Origin of the sequence: Collinsella aerofaciens, from assembly GCF_028206795.1 — a bacterium.
GTDB classification, from domain to species: domain Bacteria; phylum Actinomycetota; class Coriobacteriia; order Coriobacteriales; family Coriobacteriaceae; genus Collinsella; species Collinsella aerofaciens_AX.
This window is the reverse complement of sequence record NZ_JAQLFJ010000016.1, coordinates 1-21,492: the sequence shown is the minus strand read 5'-3', so window position 1 is coordinate 21,492 and position 21,492 is coordinate 1. Positions and strand designations below refer to the sequence as shown.

The following is a 21,492-nucleotide window of genomic DNA, read 5'->3' as shown; positions in this document are numbered from 1 at the left end:
AAGGGATGCATAAACATTCACTTAACAGTGTAGCAAGTTGTGCCTAAATACGCTGCTGACAGGTTTTATAACCCCCGTTAGTTAAGGCGCTCCACAAAGAAATCTGCCATGGAGAGGAACAGCTCGCGTGCGTGCGGATCAAGCTCAACGTTCTCGATGGCCGCTTTGGCCTTAGCGGTCAGGTCGAGCGCGTAAGTGTGGGCGTAATCGATGGAGCCGGTCTCCTGGAAGATCTCCACGGCGCGTGCGAGCTGCGCGGGATCATCGGTGCCCGAGGAAAGAATCGCCTCGACCTCGTCGTGGTGGCGCTCATCAGAGAGGGCGTGTACGGCGACAAGCGTGCGCTTGCCCTCGGTGATGTCGGTGCGGAAGTCCTTGTTGGCGGCTTCCTTAGTGCCGACAAGGTTGAGCAGGTCGTCCTGAATCTGAAAGGCAAGGCCCGTGTGCAGGCCAAAGGCGCGCAGCGCTTCGATTTGCTCATCGCTGCCGCCGCCGATAATGGCTCCGGCGGCAAGCGGCGTGGCTCCGCTGTAAAACGCGGTCTTGTGCGTCGCCATGTCCAGGTAGTCATCAACCGAGATATCAAAGCGCCCGTCACGGACCCAACCCAGGTCGAGCGCTTGACCCTCGATGGTGCGGACGATCATCTCGGTAAGCTCGTGGAGCACACGCAGCTTCACGTCGGACTCCAGCGTGGGGTCGTCGAGAACCGTCTTGGTGACCATGGTGAGCGCCAGGTCGCCACAATTGATGGCAAGGCCCGTGCCCTCGGTAAGGTGCATGCAGGGTTTGCCTCGACGAAGCTGTCCGTTGTCGGCGATGTCGTCGTGGATCAGCGCGCCCGACTGGAAATGCTCGATAGCTGCCGCGGCGCTGCGGGCGCTCTCAAAGCTACCGCCCACTGCGGTTGCGGCGAGCATGCAGATAAGCGGGCGGTGGCGCTTGCCGGCGTTGGCCGTAAAAGCCGAGAGCGGCGCGTACAGGTAGCGCTCGATATCGGCAGAGGTCGCCTGTCCGTCAAAGAACGTGGCCAGATAGTCGTTAATCTGGTCAAAGTGCTGGGCTAAAAAGCTGGTAAACGGACTGGACACGGGTTCTCGCATTCTTTCTGAGGTTGCATTGGTGCAATATGCAGACAACATATTGCCACATCAGGGCGTTTGGCGCGGCAGTTTTGGCGATTTAGGACAACAGGCGTGCGTTTGATGGAGCGCGCCTAAATCAGCCTAAAATGCTCGAGCGCCGCAACGACACCGTCATGATCGACGGTGTCGGTCACGTAATCGGCCTTATCCTTGAGATAGTCCGGTGCGTTGCCCATCGCAATGCCGACATCGACGGCGTTCATCAGTGAGACGTCATTGCTGGCGTCGCCAATGCCGTATACGGTTCCGTGGTGGGGGTCGAGGGCGTCGAGTACAGACTGGATGCCCCCGCGCTTCGTGCATTCGCGGGGCGAGATTTCGGTTACCTCGAGTTCGAGCTCATTAAAGCACAGCAGCGGCTCAAGTGCCTTATCTTGAGCGATGTGGTTGGCGAGCGATGTAGACATCAAGATCTTGTAGACACTGTAATGTTGCAGCTGCGTGACTGCGTCGCCCAGGGTGCGCGCGTATCCGGGAGCATCGGGCGCATCGGCACTCATGCGCACGACGCCGTTGAGGCCCTCAAAGCGGATGACCTCGCCCGATTGCTCAAGGTAGGGGGCAAGACGCTGCAGCATACTGGGCGTCATCGACAGATCGCGAATTGCGTGTCCGTTGATCTCGGCGTAACCGCCCGCAAGACAGACGATGCCGGTCCAAGGCAGCTCAAGAAGTTTGGGGTGGATGCAGCTCAGGGTGCGTCCCGTGCAGATAAAGGCCATGTTGCCGTTGGCGACAAACTCGCGGATTGCCTGCGAAACCGCCTCGTTGGGATAGGGGGAGAGGTCCCGCTCGTCTTCGGGAAGGTCTTGGGCGAGCCTGGGGTCTTGCCAGGCGAGCGTTCCGTCGATATCGAAGAAGCAAATAGCGCCGCGCTTATGGGCTGCGCTGGCGGCAGGGGAGGCCGAGGTGGTGGGCACAAATTCCGGCTCGAGGCCCATGATCTGGTCAAAATGCTCTTTAACGCGGGGAACGGAGATGCCGATGACCACCTGGGCGGTCTTGCCCGTAATGATGAGGCCCTTGGCGCCCACCGCGACAAACGACGCGTTATCTGCAACGATGGAAGGGTCTGCGACCTCGACGCGCAGGCGCGTGGCGCAGTTGGTTGCGCCCACGATATTGCCAACGCCACCTAAAAGCTGAATTACCCGCTCAGCGAGGACGTGATCTTGATCGGATCGACTATCGACCTCGTCATTGGGGGATTGCTCTTTGGCAAAGTCGCTTCCCGTTAAACAATCGATTGCCGCGCGATTGGCAACATGATCCTCGCGGCCCGGTGTCTTAAGGTCATAGACCAAGATGAGTGCTCGAAAACTAACAAAAAAGATGAGGCTAAAGGCAAGGCCGATACCGAGCGCCAAAAGATAGGCACCGGCATGCGTGCGCATGAGCGGAATAAAGTTGAAGGCTGCCATCTCCATCAGGCCGCCCGAGAAGATGCCGACGATGCCAAAGAGATTCATGGTTGTGGCAAGGCAAGACGATAAGACGGCGTAGAGCAAAAAGAGCCCGGGGTGGGTGAACATAAAGAGAAACTCGAGTGGCTCGGTAACGCCGCAAACCACCGAGGCGATGATGGTGGGAACAAGGATGACCCTGAGGCCGGCGCGGCGCTCGGGTTTTGCGGTGGAGTAGAACGCAGCTGCGATGGCAGGAAGGCCAAAGAGCTTGACCCAGCCGGTGGCGGTAAAACCGGCCCACGGCGCAAGCTCATTAAGGGGGCGCGTGCTATGGGAGAGGATGGGGAGCAAACTGCTCCACGTGGCGTAGATGCCGTCGTTAATGACCAGGTTGTCGTAGTAGATCGGCATGTAGAGCAGGTGGTGCAGGCCAAAGGGCTCGAGTGCTCGTTCTAAAAAGACAAAGATGCCCACGCCAAAGGGACCGACGCCTGCAAGCGCGTGACGCAGCGTATCGGTTACATCGTATACGTAGGGCACGATGGCGGCCGAGATAGCAGCAAGGGCAAACACGGCAAAAAAGCTGATGAGGTAGACCAGCGAGGAACCCGAGAAGGTGCCGAGCCAATCGGGAACCTTGGCATCGTAGAAGCGGTCATGGATGGCAACGACGGTTGCCGATACCGCCAGCGGGCCGATAATGCCGGTGTCGAGCGTCTTGATGCCGTCGATGACGGTGATACCGCTGGCGGAGGTCAAAGATGACGGGTACTCAAGTCCAAGGTTGTCTCCGCTCAGCTTAATGATCTCGCTCAAAAAGAAGCAGTAGGCAAAATAGGCGACGAGAGCCTCGAGGCAGCAACGAGCCGGTTGTTTTTGGGCAAGACCGATGGGCAGCGCTACGGCAAAAAGGAGCGGGAGGCGTTTAAAGACCGTCCACGAGCCGCGCTGGATGATAGCCCAGAAAACGTACCAAGGGGTTCCGTATACGGCGAGATCGCCGACGATGTCCGCAGTCGTTGCGAGAGCGGAGACGCCGACCATGAGGCCTGATATAGAAAACAGCATGGCGGGCGCGAACATTGCCCCGCCAAAGCGTTGGATTTTTTGCAGCATGTTCTGCCTTCCGAATATCGAGGCGCGTTGCGCGTGGGGAAACGTTTAAACAATGGATTCATTGTAGAGGACCAGACGATTGTCGTACCGGCAGTTTTGAGCGAAACCGATTTGGGCATGACAAAAACCGTCAACGGTTAAATCCTGTCGCTTTACCGATATTCGGTTTAAACAACTTTAAGAAATGCTATCGTGCCTAGCCGGAAATGAATAATGTAGAGGTGAAACAATGCCAAAAGCGATATACGAAGGAATCTACCGAGAAATACGCTCGCGCATCATTAATGGGACCTATGCGTTTCAGGAGATGCTGCCAACCGAAGCCGAGCTGACCGCGGAATTTGGCTGCACGCGCAATACCGTCCGCCGCGCTTTGAGCATGCTGGCCGACGGGATGTTTGTGCAGCCCATACACGGCAAGGGCGTGCGCGTTATTTGGCTTAAGGGCGAAACCGACATGTTGGGCGCACTCGAAGAGGTTGAGTCGTTTGGCGAGTTTGCAAAGCGCAACAATGCCGTTGCATCGACGGACGTTAAGTCTTTTGAACATCTGGTCTGCACCGAGCAACTCTCTCGTCGCCTGGGCTTTAAGGTGGGCGAGAAGTTGATTCGCGTGGTGCGCGTCCGTAGCCTCAACGGCAGCGCGCGCCAGGTGGACCACGGCTATTTTCTGGAGTCGATCGCCAAAGGCCTGACACCCGAGATCGCCGCAAGGTCAATTTACGACTATCTGGAGCACAAGCGCGGCGTCAAAGTGATGGCGAGTCGTCGTACGGTGAGTGTCGAGCTCGCCAACGATGAGGACTGCAGCTACTTGGACCTTGGTAAGTACAACTGCGTCGCCGTTATGGAGAGCCAATCGTACACCTCGGACGGCATCTTGTTCGAGGTCACGCACGCCCGTACGCACCCCGAGATCTTCCACTACCGCGTCAACTCCAAGCGATAGCCGGCTAGCTCGCAGCCTGACGAGACTCATGCCCTCAAAGCGAAAACGCCCGGTCAAACCGACGATGCATCGGCTTGACCGGGCGTTTTCTCTATATTCGATAACAAATAATTGTTTATACAAAACTTGTCAAGTATCAAGTTGAAATTACCGTTCACCGATGTTTTTCTACCGCTCTAGTAATACTTGTTCAAACAACTAGCCAAATAGCGTATTGTACAAATCAGCAAAAGGGGCAAAGTCCCCGAGCCAATCTCCGAAGGCGGCGGCAAAGGGTGCCGCCACGGTGTGAAAGGGTGGATTGTAATGAAGAACGAAATGAGCAGAAGGCAGTTCTTGGGCTTTGCTGGTTCCGCGGCTGCGGTGCTTGGTCTGGGTCTCGTGGGCTGCGGTGGTTCTGCCGGCTCCGGCTCCTCTGCTTCTGGTGACGCTGCCGAGGTCTACTTCCTCCAATTCAAGCCCGAGGTCGACAAGGAGTGGAAGGAGATCGCCAAGGCCTATAAGAAGGAGAAGGGCGTCGAGGTCAAGATCGTGACCGCCGCCTCCAACACTTACGAGGAGAAGCTCAAGTCCGAGATGTCCAAGAGCTCCGCTCCGACCCTGTTCCAGGTCAACGGCCCCACCGGTCTTAAGAACTGGAAGGATTACTGCGCCGACCTGTCCGATACCAAGCTCCGCGGTGAGCTCATTGACGACTCCCTGGCTCTGCAGTCCGATGGCAAGGATCTGGGTATCGACTGGGTCCAGGAGAGCTACGGCATCATCTACAACAAGCAGCTGCTCGAGAAGGCTGGCTACAAGGCCGAGGACATCAACTCCTTCGACAAGCTGAAGGCTTGTGCCGACGACATCCAGGCCCGCAAGGACGAGCTCGGCATTGAGGGTGCCTTCACTTCTGCTGGCATGGATGACTCCTCCAGCTGGCGCTACACCACCCACCTCGCCAACCTCCCGCTCTACTACGAGTTCGAGAAGGAGCACAACCAGGAGGACGACGAGATCAAGGGCGAGTATCTCGACAACTTCAAGCAGATTTTCGACCTGTATATCACCGACTCCACCTGCGATCCTTCGCAGCTTGCTTCCAAGACTGGCGACGACGCCACCAACGAGTTCGCAACCGGCAAGGCCGTCTTCTATCAGAACGGCTCCTGGGCTTACGCTGACCTCACCAAGGCCGGCATGACCGACGATCAGATTGGCATGATGCCCATCTACATCGGTGTCGACGGCGAAGAGAACCAGGGCCTGTGCTCCGGCGGCGAGAACTACTGGTGCGTCAGCTCCCAGGCTTCCGAGGATGCCCAGAAGGCCACCGAGGACTTCATGTATTGGTGCGTCACTTCTGACACCGCCACCAGCATCATCGCTGACAAGATGGGTCTGACCGCCCCGTTCAAGAGCGCCAAGGAAACCACCAACGTCTTCTCGCAGCAGGCCGTTGCCATGGCCAAGGACGGCAAGAAGACCGTCGCTTGGGACTTCGTCTACATCCCCTCTGAGGAGTGGAAGAAGAACCTCAAGCAGGCTCTGATTGCCTATGCTGCCGACAACAGCAAGTGGGACGGCGTCAAGAACGCCTTCGTCGATGGCTGGAAGACCGAGAAGGCTGCTTCCGAGTAAGTAGTTGCTGCCCAAGCTATCTGATTAGCGACAGGGGGCGGGCAGACGTTGGTTTGCCCGCCCCCTGCATATTGAAAGGACCCTTCTATGGGCAAAGCACTCAAGCGCTGGTGGCCGCTCTTTATGCTGCCCACGTGCCTGGCGTTTATGATCGGGTTCGTGATTCCCTTTATCCAGGGCTTCTATCTCTCGTTCTGCCAGTTTATTACCATCAACAATACGCACTTTGTCGGTATCGAGAACTACGTGCGCGCACTGTCCGATCCGCAGTTTGCCACGTCGTTCTTCTTTACCGTGGCGTTTGCCTTCCTGTCGACGGTGCTCATCAACGTGATCGCCCTGGCCATTGCGCAGGCGCTCACCCGCAAGGCGCTCAAAGGCACCAACATCTTCCGTACGATCTTCTTTATGCCTAACCTGATCGGCGGCATCGTGCTGGGCTACATTTGGCAGATTCTGATCAACTGCCTGCTCTCCAACGTGGGCGCCCAGCTCATCGCTCTTAACTCTGCTGCTGGCTTCTGGGGCCTTATCATCCTGACCCTGTGGCAGCAGGTCGGCTACATGATGATCATCTACATCGCTGGTCTGCAGTCCATTCCGTCCGATTACATCGAGGCCGCCAAGGTCGACGGCGCTACGGCATGGCAGACGTTTTGGAAGGTTAAGATCCCTAACCTGATGCCGACCATCACCATCTGCCTGTTCCTGTCCATCACCAACGGCTTTAAGCTGTTCGACCAGAACCTCGCCCTTACCGGCGGCGCCCCCGCGCACTCCACCGAGATGCTCGCCCTGAACATCTACAACACGTTCTATTCGCGTGCCGGTATCGCATGGCAGGGCATTGGTCAGGCCAAGGCGGTTATCTTCTGCATCCTGGTCGTGGCCATCTCCATGATCCAGCTTAAGGCCACGAGGTCCAAGGAGGTGCAGCAGTAATGAAACGCGATAAGGTTATCAACCGCGCGCTCTCGATTTTCTTTACGATCCTGTCGCTCGCGTGGATCTACCCCGTGTTCATGATTGCGCTTAATTCTTTTAAGAAAGCGACCGCAATCAGCACCACCACGGCATTCGATCTGCTCACGCCCGAGACGTTCAACGGCCTCGCAAACTACATGCACGCCCTTAACGAGCAGGGCTTTGCCTCGGCATTTATGTACTCGCTCATCATCACGGTCACGTCGGTCGTGCTGATCTTGGTGTGCTGCTCCATGTGCGCTTGGTACGTGGTTCGTGTCAACAACAAGATCTCGAACTTCTTCTATTACCTGTTCGTGTTCTCGATGGTCGTGCCGTTCCAGATGCTCATGTTCACGCTGTCCAATTTGGCGGACCGCATCGGCTTCAACACGCCGTTCAACATCTGCTTTATCTACCTCGGCTTTGGCGCGGGCCTGGCGGTCTTTATGTTCGCCGGTTTTGTAAAGAACATCCCGCTCGAGATCGAGGAGGCGGCCATGATTGATGGCTGCAACCCGGTCCAGGTGTTCTTTAAGATCGTCCTTCCCATCATGAAGCCCACCTATCTTTCGGTCGGCATCCTCGAGACCATGTGGGTCTGGAACGACTATCTGCTGCCCTACCTTACGCTCGACTCCACCAAGTACAAGACCATTCCTATCTTGATCCAGTACTTCCGCGGCGGCTACGGCCACGTCGAGCTCGGCCCCATGATGGCCTGCATCATGATGGTCGTTATCCCCATCGTTATCATGTACATCCTCTGTCAGAAGTACATCATCGACGGCGTGGTGGCAGGTGCCGTCAAGGGCTGATGCCGTAACTGTTTTGCAAGTTTCTGCGGCGCCCCTCAGCGCGGCGCCGCATATCGAAAGGTAGAGACATGGCCGAGATCGTTCTCAAACATGTTCAGAAGGTGTATCCCAACAACGAGTCAAAAAAGAAGGGCTTCTTTGGCAAAAAGAAGAAGACCGAGGAGAAGAAGCACAACCTCAAGGTTACCGAGGACGGTGTGCTCGCTGTAGAGGACTTCAACCTCACCGTTCACGACCAGGAGTTCGTCGTCCTCGTTGGCCCCTCTGGCTGCGGTAAGTCCACGACGATGCGCATGGTCGCCGGCCTGGAGGACATTACCTCGGGCGATGTGCTCATCGACGGCAAGCGTGTCAACGACGTGGCGCCCAAGGACCGCGACATCGCCATGGTGTTCCAGAGCTACGCTCTGTACCCCAATATGACGGTGTACGAGAACATGGCATTTACGCTCGAGCTCAAGAAGGTTCCCAAGGACGAGATCGATCGCAAGGTTCGCTCTGCTGCCGAGATTCTGGGCATTACCGAGTACCTCGACCGTAAGCCCAAGGCACTCTCCGGCGGCCAGCGCCAGCGTGTCGCTATCGGCCGCGCCATCGTGCGTGACCCCAAGGTCTTCCTGATGGACGAGCCGCTGTCCAACCTGGACGCCAAGCTTCGTAACCAGATGCGTGCCGAGCTCATTAAGCTGCGCCACGAGATCAAGGGCACGTTCATTTATGTTACTCACGACCAGACCGAGGCCATGACCCTTGGCGACCGTATCGTGGTCATGAAGGACGGCGTCGTCCAGCAGATCGCCACGCCGCAGGAGGTCTTCAACCATCCCGCGAACATCTTCGTCGCCGGCTTCATCGGCGTGCCGCAGATGAACTTCTTCGATGCCCAGCTGGTGCGCTCGGGCAACGGCTTTACCGTCAAGACCGAGGATATGAACGTGGCACTCGCCCCCGAGACTTGCGCTCAACTTGCCCTCAACTGGGACGGCGGCGACGTGAAGGAGATTACGGCCGGCGTGCGTCCCGAGCAGATCCTGCTTGCTGACAAGGGCGAGGAGGGCGCGCTCCAGGGTACCGTCGAGGTGACCGAGCTCATGGGCTCGACCGAGCATGTCCACGTGACCGCTCCCGACGGCCAGTTTGTTCTGATTATCCCCGTCGTCGACCTCGAGGCCAAGGGCGCGCTCAAGGCTGGCGACACCATCTGGTTCAAGTTCGAGAAGAACGCGACCCACCTCTTCGATAAGGTCTCTGGCAAGAACCTTATCTAGGCCCGGTGCATCCAGGCCCTCCCTTTGGGCGACTGCGGTATTGCCATCCTTTTGCCGCGGTCACATATAAGGCTCCCCTCCCGTCCACTGGGCGAGAGGGGAGCCTTTCTTTGTGTTGGGGTTGTCTGGCCGGTCGTTTGTCTCGATCTGTAACGGGTAGGGCCGTTTTGATTGAGTAGTTGTTATAGATTGAGATTGTTTGGTCGAGTCGGGTCACAGGGTAACGTGCGGGCACAAAAAACGGAGCCGTGTTGCCACGACTCCGTTTCTCAGGAGGATGGGTAAGGGAAGCGAAATTAGCTCAGGTGCCAAATCTCGTCGTTGTACTGGGAGATGGTGCGGTCGGACGAGAAGGTGCCGGCGTTGGCGATATTGATGAGCGCCTTGCGCATCCAGGCGTCCTGGTCCTCATAGTCGGCCAGCACGCGCTCCTTGGTCTGGATATACTCCTCAATGTCGAGCAGGGCCATAAACCAGTCCTTGCCCTTAATGTCGTCGTGCAGGCGCTGCAGGCGCTCGGCATTGCCGGTCGCCATAAAGGCCGGGTTGGTGATGAAGTCCACCAGCAGTTTAATGCCGGGCTTGCGGTAGAGCACACCGGCGTCATAGGTGCCGTTGGCATAGAGCTGCTCGACCTGTTTGGAAGAGGCGCCAAAGGTATAGATGTTCTCGTCGCCCACGAGCTCGGCAATCTCCACGTTGGCACCGTCGAGCGTGCACAGGGTTAGGGCGCCGTTGAGCATGAACTTCATGTTGGAGGTGCCGCTCGCCTCCTTGGAGGCCAGGCTGATCTGCTCGGAGATGTCAGCGGCGGGGATCACGCGCTCGGCGGCGGTGACGTTGTAGTTCTCGATCATGACAATCTGCAGGTAGGGAGCCACGTCGGGGTCGTTTGTAATCCACTGCGACAGCGTCAAGATCAGATGGATGATGTCCTGCGCGATAGTGTAGGCAGGCGCCGCCTTGCCGCCAAAGATGATGGTGACGGGGTGCTTAGGTCTGTTGCCGTTCTTGATATCGAGGTACTTCCAGATGATGTAGAGCGCGAGCATCTGCTGGCGCTTGTACTCGTGGATGCGCTTGACCTGGACGTCGATGATGGCGTTGGAGGGAATGGTCACGCCCTGCTCGAGCGCCATGAACTGGCGCATGATGGCCTTGGCCTCGACCTTGGTGGCGGCCAGGCGCTCAAGAACGTCCTTGTCGTCGGCGAACTTGGCGAGTTTGCTCAGATCGCCGGTGCTGCGCCAGTCGTTGCCGATCACATCGTCGAGCAGGCTAGCGAGCGCGGGGTTGGCCCCATGGATCCAGCGGCGGAAGGTGATGCCGTTGGTCTTGTTGGAGAACTTCTCGGGATAGATTTCGTAGAACGGATGAAGCTCGGTGTCCTCCAGGATCTTGGTGTGGAGGGCGGCTACGCCGTTGATGGAGAAGCCAAAGTGGATGTCCATGTGGGCCATGTGGACGGTATCGTGTTTGTCGATGATGGCGACGCGCGGGTCATCGTGCTCGGCCTTCGCGATCTCATCGAGCTTGACGATAATGTCGGCGATGGCAGGGGAGACCTTCTGTAGGCTGGCGAGCGGCCACTTCTCGAGCGCCTCGGCAAGAATCGTGTGGTTAGTGTAGGCGATCATGGAGCGTACGATGGTCACGGCCTCGTCAAACTCGATGCCATGCTCGGTGGTGAGCAAGCGAATGAGCTCGGGAATGACCATGGTGGGGTGCGTGTCGTTGATCTGGACAACGGCGTAATCGGCCAGATCGTGCAGGTTGCTGCCGCGCTCGACGGCCTCGTCGATCAGGAGCTGGGCGGCGTTGCTCACCATGAAGTACTCCTGATAGATGCGAAGTAGGCGGCCCTGCTCGTCGGAATCGTCGGGGTAGAGGAACAAGGTGAGGTTCTTGGCGATCTCGGTCTTGTCGAAGTCGATGGAGCTGCCGGGGACCAGGCCGTCGTCGACGCTCGCCAGGTCGAACAGGCGCAGGCGGTTCTTGGTGGACTGACCGTAACCGGGCACATCGATGTTGGCGAGCTTGGAGGTAACGGCAAAATCGCCGAACTCGACGGTGTAGGAGCGGTCATCGTCGACTAGGATGTCCTGCTCACCGAGCCACTCGTCGGGGACGGCCTTCTGCTGGTTGTCGACAAAGCGCTGACGGAACAGGCCGTAGTGATAGTTGAGGCCCACGCCATCGCCGGTCAAGCCCAGCGTGGCGATGGAATCCAGGAAGCACGCGGCCAGGCGGCCCAGGCCGCCGTTGCCGAGCGACGGCTCGACCTCGAACTCCTCGATCTTGTTGAGGTTGTGGCCTGCGGCGGTGAGCTGGTCCTTAACCTCGTCGTAGATGCCGAGGTCGATCATGTTGTTGATGAGCAGCTTGCCGATCAAAAATTCGGCGGAAATGTAATAGAGCTTTTTCTTGCCGTTGTTGAGCGGGCGGGCGGCGGAGCGCTCCTGCACGAGTTTGACCAGCAGCTTGTAAATGCGACGGTCGTCGAGCTGCTCGAGCGAGGTGCCAAAAGACTGCTCGGCGAGTTCCATGAGGTTAATTCGGGGCATGTTTTCTCCTGTGATGGGTTGTTTCATGTCTGCAATTCATAAGAAGCCCGCGCGAGGGGATTGGGGTGGCCTCGCGCGGGAAAAGCAAGCGCGTCCGCACGGTGGGGAGGGGCCGGGCGCGGTAACTCCTATTGAGGAAGCTCGATTTCGGCTTCCGACGGGATGCGGAAGTAGGTCTCGGTCCAGTCGGTGAGTTTGTGCTCGAGCTCGCGGGTGATGGCGCCGTCGAGCATGCGCCAGGTCCAGTTGCCGCCCAGCGTGGCAGGGGTGTTGATGCGCGCCTCGTTGCCCAAGTTGAGCAGGTCTTGCATGGTGTAGATGCACGTGTCACTCACGCTGGCGGCGATGGTGCGATTGAGTGCATCTGCCATGGGTTCGCCGGCCTGCTGATGGGTGTACAGGGCTGCCTGCTCGCGTTGACGCGGGGTGGCCGTTCCCTCAAACCAACCGCGCGCCGTCTCGTTGTCGTGGGTGCCCACATAGGCGACGGTGTTGGCGATGTAGTTATGCGGCAGGTAGTACGAGTTGGTGCCCTCAAAGGCAAACTGCAGGATCTTCATGCCGGGGAAGCCCGAGTTGTCGCGCATGTCGATGACGCCGGGGGTGAGGAAGCCCAGGTCCTCGGCGATGATGGGCAGCGTGCCGAGCTTTTCCTCGAGCGTCTTGAAGAACTTGAGGCCGGGCCCCTGCGTCCACGAACCGTAGGACGAATCGGGCGAGGAGAACGGCACCTCCCAATAGGCCTCGAAGCCGCGGAAGTGATCCAGGCGGATGACGTCGTACATGTCGAGGGCGGCGCGAATGCGGCCCTCCCACCAGGAAAAGCCGTCGGACTCCATGGCGTCCCAGTCGTAGATGGGGTTGCCCCAGTACTGGCCGGTGGCCGAGAACTGGTCGGGCGGCGTGCCGGCGACGCTCACGGGATTGCCGGCGGCATCGATCTTAAAGAGCTCAGGCGTCGCCCACATCTCGACGGAGTCACGCGAGACATAGATGGGCAGGTCGCCGATGATGAGAATGTCGTGCTCGTTGGCATAGGCCTTGAGGCGGCTCCATTGGCGATCGAAGAAGTACTGCGTCATCTGGTGGTAGAGCATACGCGCCGGATGGTCGGCGCAGACCTTGGCGGAAGCTTCGCCACGGGTGCGGAGTTCCGCGGGCCACTCCCAAAACGCCTTGAGACCGCACTCCTCTTTGACGGTCATGAACTCACAGTAGGGGATGAGCCAGTCCTCGTTGGCCTGGATAAAGTCATCGAAATCGGCCGGCTTGTCGGCAGCAAAGCGCTCGGCGGCGCGGTCGAGAATCTGACGGCGGCCGCCAAAGATGGCACCGTAGTCGACATTGCTGGGGTCGGATCCCAGATACACGCCATCGATATCGCGCTGCTCCAGATACCCTGCCTCGATAAGCTCGGCAAAGTCGATAAAGTTGGGGTTGCCTGCGCGGGCCGAGAACGACTGATAGGGCGAATCGCCATAGCTGGTCGTCGTAAGGGGCAGAATCTGCCAGTAATGTTGTTTGCACGAGGCGAGAAAATCGACGAAGTCGTAGGCATTCCAGCCAAAGCCGCCGATTCCGTATGGTCCGGGCAGAGATGAGACGGGCATGAGGACGCCGCTTGCACGCTCCATGAGTGCGCTCACCAACCTTCTTGTTGTGGGGTCGGCCTGCCGATGGGTGTGCAGTCCGCCTCCGATGTTCTGATTCGATACGCCTATTGTAAAACATGTTGTTTAAACATGTACAGGCAAGATAAAAAAGTTGGTCGATTTTCGGCGAATGGCTACACACCATGAAAAAGCCCCGACCTCACAACGTGAGATCGGGGCAAGAGCGGTATGTAGGTTTTTGCTACTCGGCGTCGGCGAAGCCGTTGGGGTTGTGGCTCTGCCAGTTCCAGCTATCGCGGCACATGTCCGCGATGTCGTACTGGGCCTTCCAGCCCATCATGCGCTCGGCCTTGGAGGCATCGCACCAGTTGGCAGCGATGTCGCCGGCGCGGCGCTCGCGGATCACGTAGGGCAGCTCCTTGCCACAAGCCTTGGAGAAGGCGGCGACGACCTCGAGTACCGAGGTGCCGGTGCCGGTGCCCAAGTTAAAGATCTCGACGCCGGTCTTGCCGTTCATCCAGTTAAGGGCGGCAACGTGACCAGAGGCCAGATCGCACACGTGGATGTAGTCGCGCACGCCGGTGCCGTCGGGGGTGGGGTAGTCGTTGCCAAAGACCTGAACGGCCTCGAGCTTGCCCACGGCGACCTGGGCGACATAGGGCACCAAGTTGTTGGGGATGCCCTTGGGGTCCTCGCCGATCAGGCCCGACGGATGAGCGCCGATGGGGTTGAAGTAACGGAGCAGCACGACGTCCCACTCGGGGTCGGCGGTGTGGACGTCCATAAGGATCTGCTCGATCATCCACTTGGTCCAACCATAGGGGTTGGTCGCGGGCTTCTTAGGATCCTCCTCGGTGACGGGCGGGTTGTCCGGGTCGCCATAGACGGTCGAGGAGCTCGAGAAGATGATGGACTTGCAGCCATGGTTGCGCATGACGTCGATGAGCACCAGGGTGTTCTCGATGTTGTTGTGGTAGTACTCGACGGGCTTGCTCACCGACTCGCCGACGGCCTTAAAGCCGGCAAAGTGGATGACGCGGTCGATCTGATGGGTATCAAAGATCTTGTTCATCGCATCGCGGTCGAGCACGTTGGCCTCGTAGAAGGTGAGGTTCTTGGCGGCCTCGTCGCCCACGATGGTCTTGACGCGGTCGACGGCGACGGCGCTGGAGTTGGAGAGATCATCGACGATGACGACCTGGTAGCCACCCTCGAGCAGCTGAACGACGGTGTGCGAGCCGATAAAGCCGGCGCCACCGGTAACGAGGACGCAGGTGTCTTTGGGGTCGAGTGCTTTGGACATGTAGTCTCCTATCGAATCAGGAACACTTCTTCAGGGGAGTATAGCGCAGGCAGGGACGCCCAAATCGTGCGCTGTAGGAAAAGCAGAGGACTGTGTTAACGTACTCATAAAAGAGCTTGCGTACGCATAACCTGATCTTTGGCATTTGCATACGAGCCGCTGACCTTGTAGTTTCCTGCCGTTCGTGGAAATCGTTGGGACGCGCCATATGTACGCTAATATGTATGAGTTGAGCGACATATAAATAAGCATGTAACGGAGTACATATGTCACGAAACAGCGATTCCATCCTTTCCCAGGAGCTCTCGCGCCGCACTGCCCTCAAGGCCCTGTTCGGCGCCGCTTCTGCGGCAGTTCTTTTTGGCCTGCCCGCTCGCGCCCATGCGGCGGAGGCTTCCAAAGAAACCACCGATAAACTGAATGCTGCCCAGGCCCAGCTCGACGAGGTTCAGGCCCAGCTCGACAGCATCGCAAATGAGTATGCGGCGCTGGCCAACAAGAATGCCCAGACCCTCAACGACATCGAGAATGTCCAGGGCAAGATTGACGACACGCAGGCCCAGATCGATGAAAAGAAGGCCGAGCTCAAGAAGAAGCGCAACGACCTTTCCGATCGCGTGGCCGCCAGCTACAAGTCCGGCGGCACGAACATCCTGTCGCTGCTGCTGGCCTCTGGCTCGTTTGAGGAACTCGTCGCCAACGCGCATTACGTTGAGAAGATCAACAAGAGCGACCGCGACGCCATCGAGGACATTCAGACCATCCAGGAAGAGCTCGATGCGCAAAAGACCGAGCTCGAGTCGCAGAAGGCCGACTTAGAGAAGCTCAAGGACCAGCAGACTGCCCAGATGCAGGACATGCAGGCCAAGCAGCAGGAAGTCCAGACGGTTCTGAACGGCCTCTCTGACGATGTCAAGGAGCTCATGGCTCAGCGTGATTCCGAGATTCTCGCTGCCGCCCAGGCCGAGGAGGCCGCTAGGAAGGCCGCCGCTGCCGCGGCCGCCGCGAACAAGAACAATTCCTACTCGGGTGGTTCGAGCTCGGGTGGCGGATCGTATGCGCCCGGAACTCCGCAGCAGAATGCCGGCTCGGGCAAGCAACAGGCCGTCGTCAACGCGTGCTACTCTACGCCTTCGCCGGGTCAGAACTGGTGCGCGGCGTGGGTTACCAATGTCTTCCGTAACGCCGGCGTTGGCTACTTTGGCGGCAATGCGTGCGACATGTTTAACGCCTGGTGCTATAGCTCCGACCGCTCGGCGCTGCAGGTGGGCATGATCGTGGCCGACTCATCGCATAGCGGCACGGGTGCTCCGGGCCTTATCTACGGTCATGTGGGTATCTACGTTGGCGGCGGTATCGTTATGAGCAACGAGGGTGCCATTACGTCTAAGTCGCTTGATTCGTTTATTAGCTTCTATGGCACTGGCTCTGGCGTGCGTTGGGGCTGGCTCGGCGGTATTGCGCTGTCGTAAAGCCGACGGGGCCGCGTGCCCGCCCGCAATATATTTGATTGCCTGCTCGGGCAGTCCTGCGCAAGACGAAGGCCACATTAAGTGGCCTTCTTTGCGTGCGGAACTCGCGATCAATCAAATATAATGCGGGCGGGCACGCGGCCCTCTCGGGTTTGGGGCGCGACACACCGGACTGGGTTATCTGAATGAATATGGTGAAGGCCCCTTTCGGGGCCTTCTTTTTATAAAAATTCGCCTACTCGGTGGACTTCGGGTTCTAGGTCTACGTCGAATTGGCCTTTGACGGTTGTTTGGATGTGGCGGATGAGTTCGTCAACGTCGGCGGCGGTGGCGTGGTTGGCGTTGACGATAAAACCGCAGTGCTTTTCGCTTACCTGCGCGCCGCCAACGGCGTGTCCTCGCAGGCCGGCATCCATGATGAGTTTGCCGGCAAAGTAACCCTCGGGGCGCTTGAAAGTGGAGCCGGCGCTCGGCATGTCGAGCGGCTGCTTGTCCTCGCGGCGCTGGCGGTAGTCGTCCATGTCGGCCTTGATCATCGCGGCGTTGCCCGGGGCGAGATTGAAGGTGGCCGAAAGCACGATAAAGCCGTCATCGGCGATGCGGCTCTTTCGATAACCCAGGTTGAGCTCGTCGACATCGAACTCGATGATATTGCCGCTGCCGCGGGTGCCGTCGTCGAGCTGGCGAGCGGGTTTGTAGACACGCACGGACTCCAGCACATCGGCCATGCAAGCACCATAGGCACCGGCGTTCATGTAGCAGGCGCCGCCGACCGATCCGGGGATGCCCGAGATGGGCTCCATGCCGGTGAGGCCGGCCTCGGCTGCTGCCGCGGCGACATCGGAAAGCAGGGCGCCGGCTGCGGCCGTGACGTGCGTGCCGTCGACCGTAATATCGGAGAGGCCCTCACCCAGCGCCACGACGACGCCGCGGATGCCCTTGTCGCCGACGAGCAGGTCGGAGCCGTTGCCCACGATGGTGAGCGGCAGGTCGCAGCGATAGCAGGTATCGAGCGTGGCGACGAGGCCCTGCTCGGTATCGGGCGTGACAAAGACGTCGGCCGGACCGCCGATCTTAAACGTGGTGTGCTCGCGCATGGGCTCGCTCATCAACACGTTGTCCTCGCCGGCAACGCCAGCGAGCGCGCACAGCAGGTCCTCGTTAAAAAAGTCGTTCTCGTGCATGCGAATATCCGCCTTTTGGTGGTCGTTGTCATCAATCGATTGCAATATACCCCACCCAGATGCATTTGGTGCGCTGGCGGCGATAAAACTGCCGTCCACCGGATTGATAAAGTGTTTATCATCGAGGTAGAGGGGCAGTCGCTATACTTTCAAGAGATTGCGCGTAAACCCGGAAGGAGCGAGATGGCCAACAAAGTCACCCTCAAGCAGATCGCCCAGGAGGTGGGGCTTTCCCCCTCGTCGGTCTCGCTTGTTCTCAACAATCGGCCTTGTCGCATCTCGGAAGAAAACCGCAAACTCATCAAGGAGGTTGCCGCGCGCAACCATTATGTTCCCAACCAGATCGCGCGCAGCCTGGTCATGCGTGAGTCGCGTACGCTGGGCCTTATCGTCCCCAACATCGAGAGCCGCTTTTTTGCCTCGCTCGCCGGCAGCCTGGAAAAGCGTTGCCGTGAGGATGGCTACGCACTCTTTATCACCAGCTCGGGCGGAAGCGCCGATGACGATCTGGAACTGCTGCGCCAGCTGGTGACGCGCGGCGTCGATGGCGTCTTTTTGGTGGTGGGCGACGAGTTCTCCGACGACCGCGCCCTGCGCGAAGAAGTCAGCCATCTTCCCATCCCGGCCGTAATGGTCGACCGTGCCATTGAGGGGCTCGAGTGCGACAAGGTGATGTTCGACCACGAGATGGGCGGCTACATGGCAACGCGCTATCTGATTGAACAGGGTCATCGTCGCATCGCCTGCTTGGTTAACGCGCGCCGTTCCAATACGGGCCGCAAACGACTTGCCGGCTATGAGCGCGCGCTGCGCGAGGTTGGCCTGCCTATCGATGCACGCTTGGAGTTTGAGAGCGAGTATTACATTCCGAGCGCCTACGAGGCCTCGGAGGCGGTGCTCGCAACCGACGCCACTGCCGTGTTCGCAAGCTCGGACAATATCGCCCTCGGTCTGCTCAAGCGCCTGCACGAGATGGGGAAGAGCATTCCGGGCGATATCTCGGTGGTGAGCTATGACAACTCGGCGGCCGACGTTCTCTTTGAGCCGGCACTGACCGCGATCGAGCAGGATCCGGGCGTTCTCGCGGAGCATGCCTTTGGCTGCATGTCCAAACGCCTTGCCGGCAGGGGCGGCAGGCGTGCCGAAGAAGTGGTTTTGGAGCCCGCTCTCATTGTAAAGGACAGTGTGCTCGAGCTTACTAAACACAACTAAACACGTTTACCAATTCGTAGAAATCGAATGTGGAGTACCTGTGACAGACAATGCCGCAGGTGAATGTTGCGTTTTGCCAATCTGCGCGATCAATACGGATGCTAAAACGTTTTTTCACCGTGATAAAACGTTTTAGCAAATATACTGGTCCCAACGAATGGTTGCCGTATCGGAGGGTGACCGCGCAGCGAAGGGACATAAACAATGGCTAAAACACTGGGAACGCCGTGGCAAAAGCTGGGCCACGAGGTGCCGGCTTCCGAACTCGAGGGCGTCGACCTGTATTGGCGCGCATCGAACTATCTGTCCGTCGGCCAGATCTACCTTCGTTCTAACCCGCTGATGCGCCCCGACTTTGTCGACGAGAAGACCGGCGAGACGCGCGACTTTGGCCGTCCGGACGTTAAGCACCGTCTGGTGGGTCACTGGGGCACCACGCCCGGCATCAACTTCCTGTTCGGCCACGTCAACCGCCTCATTGCCGACCACGACCAGAATGCCATCTTCTTGATGGGCCCGGGCCACGGTGGCCCTGCCGGCACCGCCCAGTCGCTGCTCGATGGCACCTATCGTGAGATCCGCCCCGATATCACCAATGACGAGGCTGGCCTGCAGAAGTTCTTCCGCCAGTTCTCCTACCCCGGCGGCATTCCGAGCCACTTTGCGCCCGAGACGCCCGGCTCCATCCACGAGGGCGGCGAGCTTGGCTACACGCTCAGCCACGCCTACGGTGCCGTCATGGACAATCCGAGCCTGCTGGCCGTGGCCGTGGTGGGCGACGGCGAGTCCGAGACCGGTCCGCTCGCGACCTCTTGGCAGTCCAACAAGCTCGTGAACCCGGCAACCGACGGTATCGTTCTTCCGATCCTGCACCTCAACGGCTACAAGATCGCCAACCCCACCATCCTTGCCCGCGTGTCCGATGAGGAACTCACCAAGTTCTTCGAGGGCATGGGCTACAAGCCGCACTTCTTTGTCGCCGGCTTTGACGACGAGAGCCACGCAAGCATCCACGAGCGCTTCGCTGCCCTGTTTGAGCAGGTCTTTGACGAGATTTGCGACATCAAGGCCACCGCACAGGCCCAGGCTGCCGCGGGCGAGACCGTGGTCCGTCCGGCCTACCCCATGATCGTGTTCCGCACGCCCAAGGGCTGGACCTGCCCCAAGCAGATCGACGGCAAGAAGACCGAGGACTCCTGGCGCGCCCATCAGGTGCCGCTGGCGAGCGCCAAGGACACCCACGAGCACTTCCGCGTGCTGCGCGAGTGGCTGCGCTCCTACAAGCCCGAGGAGCTCTTTACGCCCGAGGGCCAGGTGCGTCCCGAGGTGACGGCCTTTATGCCGACCGGCGAGCTGCGCATTGGCGCTAACCCCAACGCGAACGGCGGCAAGGTGCGCCGCGAGCTCGAGCTGCCCGATATCCACGCCCACGAGATTCCCGTCGCCGAGAAGGGCCACGGCTGGGGCTCCACCGAGGCTGCCCGTGTCTTTGGTGAGTACACCGCCGACGTTTTGGCCAAGAACATGGACGACTTCCGCATCTTCGGTCCCGATGAGACCGCGTCCAACCGCCTGCAGGCTGCCTACAAGGTGACCAAGAAGCAGTGGGATGCCGGCTTCTACGAGGATGATGCCAACGACGAGCTGCTGGCCGGCTCCGGTAAGGTTGTCGAGCAGCTGTCCGAGCACCAGTGCGAGGGTTTCCTCGAGGCCTACGTGCTCACCGGCCGCTCCGGCGTGTGGAGCTCCTACGAGAGCTTTGTCCACGTCGTCGATTCCATGGTCAACCAGCACTGCAAGTGGCTCGAGGCCACCAAGCGCGAGATTCCGTGGCGTGCGCCCATCAGCGGCCTCAACATTTTGCTGTCGAGCCATGTCTGGCGTCAGGACCACAACGGTTTCTCTCACCAGGACCCTGGCTTTATCGACCTGCTGCTCAACAAGGCTAACGATACGCATATCGTGAATGCTTACTATCCGGCCGACGCCAACATGGCGCTTGCCGTGGCCGAGCGTGTCTACCAGTCCACCGACTGCGTCAACGCCATCTTCTGTGGCAAGCAGCCCGCCCCGACCTTCCAGACGGTCGACGAGGCCTGCGTCGAGCTTGCCGAGGGTGTCGCGACGTGGGAGTGGGCATCGACCGCCGACTCGCTCGCCGAGGCCGACGTCGTGGTCGCCACGTGCGGTGACGTGCCGACGCTCGAGGCCCTGGCCGCAACCGATATGCTGCGCGAGCTGGGCGTTAAGGTGTGGTTCGTCAACGTGGTCGATCTGCTCAAGATCCAAAACGTCTGCGAGAACGACCAAGCTATCAGCGATGAGCGCTGGTCCGAGCTGTTTGGCTGCGGCGAGAAGCCCGTGCTCTTCGCCTTCCACGCCTATGCCGGCACGATTCGTCGCCTGATCTGGAACCGCCCCGGCCACGACGCCTTCCGCGTTCACGGCTACGAGGAGAAGGGCTCCACGACCACGCCGTTTGACATGCTGCGCCTGAACAACATGGATCGCTGGGCGCTGGCCGCCGACGTGCTGCGCATGGTCGACGCCGACAAGTTTGCCGAGCAGATTGACGAGTGGGAGGCCTTCCGCACCGAGGCCTTTGAGTTCGCATGCGACGAGGGCTACGATCACCCGGCCTTTACCGACTGGGTCTGGCCCGACGCCGCAGCCGCAACTGCAGCCGACGGTGCGCTTTCCGCAACGCAGCTTACTGCCGGCGACAACGAATAGCATCCGGGACGGTCTCGCGCTGGGGCCTTGCCCGGCGGGGCGGCCTTGCTCCGGGAAGTGGGCTTCGCGAACTTCTCGGAGCAAGGCCGCCCAGCCGGGCAAGGCCCTCTCGACCGTTTCGAT

14 protein-coding genes are annotated in these 21,492 nt (G+C 59.3%); 8 read left to right on the top strand and 6 right to left on the bottom strand.

What is annotated here, in order from left to right; genetic code table 11:
- Positions 1-77 precede the first annotated feature (77 nt).
- On the bottom strand, positions 78-1,091 hold the full coding sequence (locus PMX70_RS09245) for a polyprenyl synthetase family protein (protein ID WP_260699342.1): 1,014 nt from the start codon (positions 1,089-1,091) through the stop codon (positions 78-80).
- A 125-nt stretch (positions 1,092-1,216) separates the two neighbouring features.
- Positions 1,217-3,667 carry a PTS transporter subunit EIIC gene (locus PMX70_RS09240; protein ID WP_271740418.1) on the bottom strand — a complete coding sequence of 817 codons (2,451 nt, stop codon included), beginning with the start codon at positions 3,665-3,667 and terminating at the stop codon, positions 1,217-1,219.
- Positions 3,668-3,896: 229 nt separating this feature from the next.
- On the opposite strand from PMX70_RS09240, the gene PMX70_RS09235 reads away from it, so the two are divergent.
- The 5 genes from PMX70_RS09235 to PMX70_RS09215 all read left to right on the top strand — a co-directional run bounded on the left by PMX70_RS09235 (position 3,897) and on the right by PMX70_RS09215 (position 9,288).
- Positions 3,897-4,616, top strand: coding sequence for a GntR family transcriptional regulator (locus PMX70_RS09235; protein WP_271743414.1), 720 nt, complete (start codon positions 3,897-3,899; stop codon positions 4,614-4,616).
- 306 nt (positions 4,617-4,922) lie between these two features.
- The gene (locus PMX70_RS09230) at positions 4,923-6,239 is read left to right on the top strand and encodes an ABC transporter substrate-binding protein (protein ID WP_195544790.1); all 1,317 of its coding nucleotides are present in this window, start codon (positions 4,923-4,925) and stop codon (positions 6,237-6,239) included.
- 87 nt (positions 6,240-6,326) lie between these two features.
- Positions 6,327-7,181 (top strand): carbohydrate ABC transporter permease, encoded by an 855-nt coding sequence (locus PMX70_RS09225; protein WP_055285610.1) that lies wholly within the window; start codon positions 6,327-6,329, stop codon positions 7,179-7,181.
- Positions 7,181-8,020: a carbohydrate ABC transporter permease gene (locus PMX70_RS09220; RefSeq protein ID WP_022095055.1), complete on the top strand. Its 840-nt coding sequence runs from the start codon at positions 7,181-7,183 to the stop codon at positions 8,018-8,020. Before PMX70_RS09225 ends, PMX70_RS09220 begins: the two co-directional genes overlap by 1 nt.
- 68 nt (positions 8,021-8,088) lie before the next feature.
- Positions 8,089-9,288: an ABC transporter ATP-binding protein gene (locus PMX70_RS09215; RefSeq protein WP_035137764.1), complete on the top strand. Its 1,200-nt coding sequence runs from the start codon at positions 8,089-8,091 to the stop codon at positions 9,286-9,288.
- 296 nt (positions 9,289-9,584) lie between these two features.
- Here the strand turns inward: PMX70_RS09215 and glgP are convergent, their stop codons facing one another.
- From glgP to galE, 3 genes are all read right to left on the bottom strand, one after another.
- A complete protein-coding gene (gene glgP, locus PMX70_RS09210) occupies positions 9,585-11,852 on the bottom strand; it encodes a glycogen/starch/alpha-glucan family phosphorylase (RefSeq protein ID WP_271743413.1) in 2,268 nt (755 codons plus the stop codon).
- A 128-nt stretch (positions 11,853-11,980) separates the two neighbouring features.
- On the bottom strand, positions 11,981-13,498 hold the full coding sequence (malQ, locus tag PMX70_RS09205; RefSeq protein ID WP_271740416.1) for a 4-alpha-glucanotransferase: 1,518 nt from the start codon (positions 13,496-13,498) through the stop codon (positions 11,981-11,983).
- Positions 13,499-13,706: 208 nt separating this feature from the next.
- Positions 13,707-14,768 carry a UDP-glucose 4-epimerase GalE gene (gene galE / locus PMX70_RS09200; protein WP_006235870.1) on the bottom strand — a complete coding sequence of 354 codons (1,062 nt, stop codon included), beginning with the start codon at positions 14,766-14,768 and terminating at the stop codon, positions 13,707-13,709.
- 266 nt (positions 14,769-15,034) lie between these two features.
- Between galE and PMX70_RS09195 the strand changes: the two genes are divergently transcribed.
- Entirely contained in the window at positions 15,035-16,240 is a 1,206-nt protein-coding gene (locus tag PMX70_RS09195) for a coiled-coil domain-containing protein (RefSeq protein ID WP_271740415.1), read from the top strand.
- Between the two features lie 221 nt (positions 16,241-16,461).
- On the opposite strand, the gene murB is transcribed toward PMX70_RS09195, so the two are convergent.
- Positions 16,462-17,424 carry a UDP-N-acetylmuramate dehydrogenase gene (gene murB / locus PMX70_RS09190; protein ID WP_271743417.1) on the bottom strand — a complete coding sequence of 321 codons (963 nt, stop codon included), beginning with the start codon at positions 17,422-17,424 and terminating at the stop codon, positions 16,462-16,464.
- Positions 17,425-17,607: 183 nt separating this feature from the next.
- Between murB and PMX70_RS09185 the strand changes: the two genes are divergently transcribed.
- Entirely contained in the window at positions 17,608-18,636 is a 1,029-nt protein-coding gene (locus PMX70_RS09185) for a LacI family DNA-binding transcriptional regulator (RefSeq protein WP_117774262.1), read from the top strand.
- Between the two features lie 204 nt (positions 18,637-18,840).
- On the top strand, positions 18,841-21,369 hold the full coding sequence (locus tag PMX70_RS09180; RefSeq protein ID WP_271743412.1) for a phosphoketolase family protein: 2,529 nt from the start codon (positions 18,841-18,843) through the stop codon (positions 21,367-21,369).
- Positions 21,370-21,492: the final 123 nt, after the last annotated feature.

Coding starts and splice junctions, on each gene's coding strand:
- PMX70_RS09230 (WP_195544790.1), top strand. CDS start 4,923: ATGAAGAACGAAATGAGCAGAAGGCAGTTCTTGGGCTTTGCTGGTTCC.
- PMX70_RS09225 (WP_055285610.1), top strand. CDS start 6,327: ATGGGCAAAGCACTCAAGCGCTGGTGGCCGCTCTTTATGCTGCCCACG.
- galE (WP_006235870.1), bottom strand. CDS start 14,768: ATGTCCAAAGCACTCGACCCCAAAGACACCTGCGTCCTCGTTACCGGT.
- glgP (WP_271743413.1), bottom strand. CDS start 11,852: ATGCCCCGAATTAACCTCATGGAACTCGCCGAGCAGTCTTTTGGCACC.
- PMX70_RS09180 (WP_271743412.1), top strand. CDS start 18,841: ATGGCTAAAACACTGGGAACGCCGTGGCAAAAGCTGGGCCACGAGGTG.
- PMX70_RS09195 (WP_271740415.1), top strand. CDS start 15,035: ATGTCACGAAACAGCGATTCCATCCTTTCCCAGGAGCTCTCGCGCCGC.
- PMX70_RS09215 (WP_035137764.1), top strand. CDS start 8,089: ATGGCCGAGATCGTTCTCAAACATGTTCAGAAGGTGTATCCCAACAAC.
- PMX70_RS09240 (WP_271740418.1), bottom strand. CDS start 3,667: ATGCTGCAAAAAATCCAACGCTTTGGCGGGGCAATGTTCGCGCCCGCC.
- PMX70_RS09235 (WP_271743414.1), top strand. CDS start 3,897: ATGCCAAAAGCGATATACGAAGGAATCTACCGAGAAATACGCTCGCGC.
- murB (WP_271743417.1), bottom strand. CDS start 17,424: ATGCACGAGAACGACTTTTTTAACGAGGACCTGCTGTGCGCGCTCGCT.
- PMX70_RS09220 (WP_022095055.1), top strand. CDS start 7,181: ATGAAACGCGATAAGGTTATCAACCGCGCGCTCTCGATTTTCTTTACG.
- PMX70_RS09185 (WP_117774262.1), top strand. CDS start 17,608: ATGGCCAACAAAGTCACCCTCAAGCAGATCGCCCAGGAGGTGGGGCTT.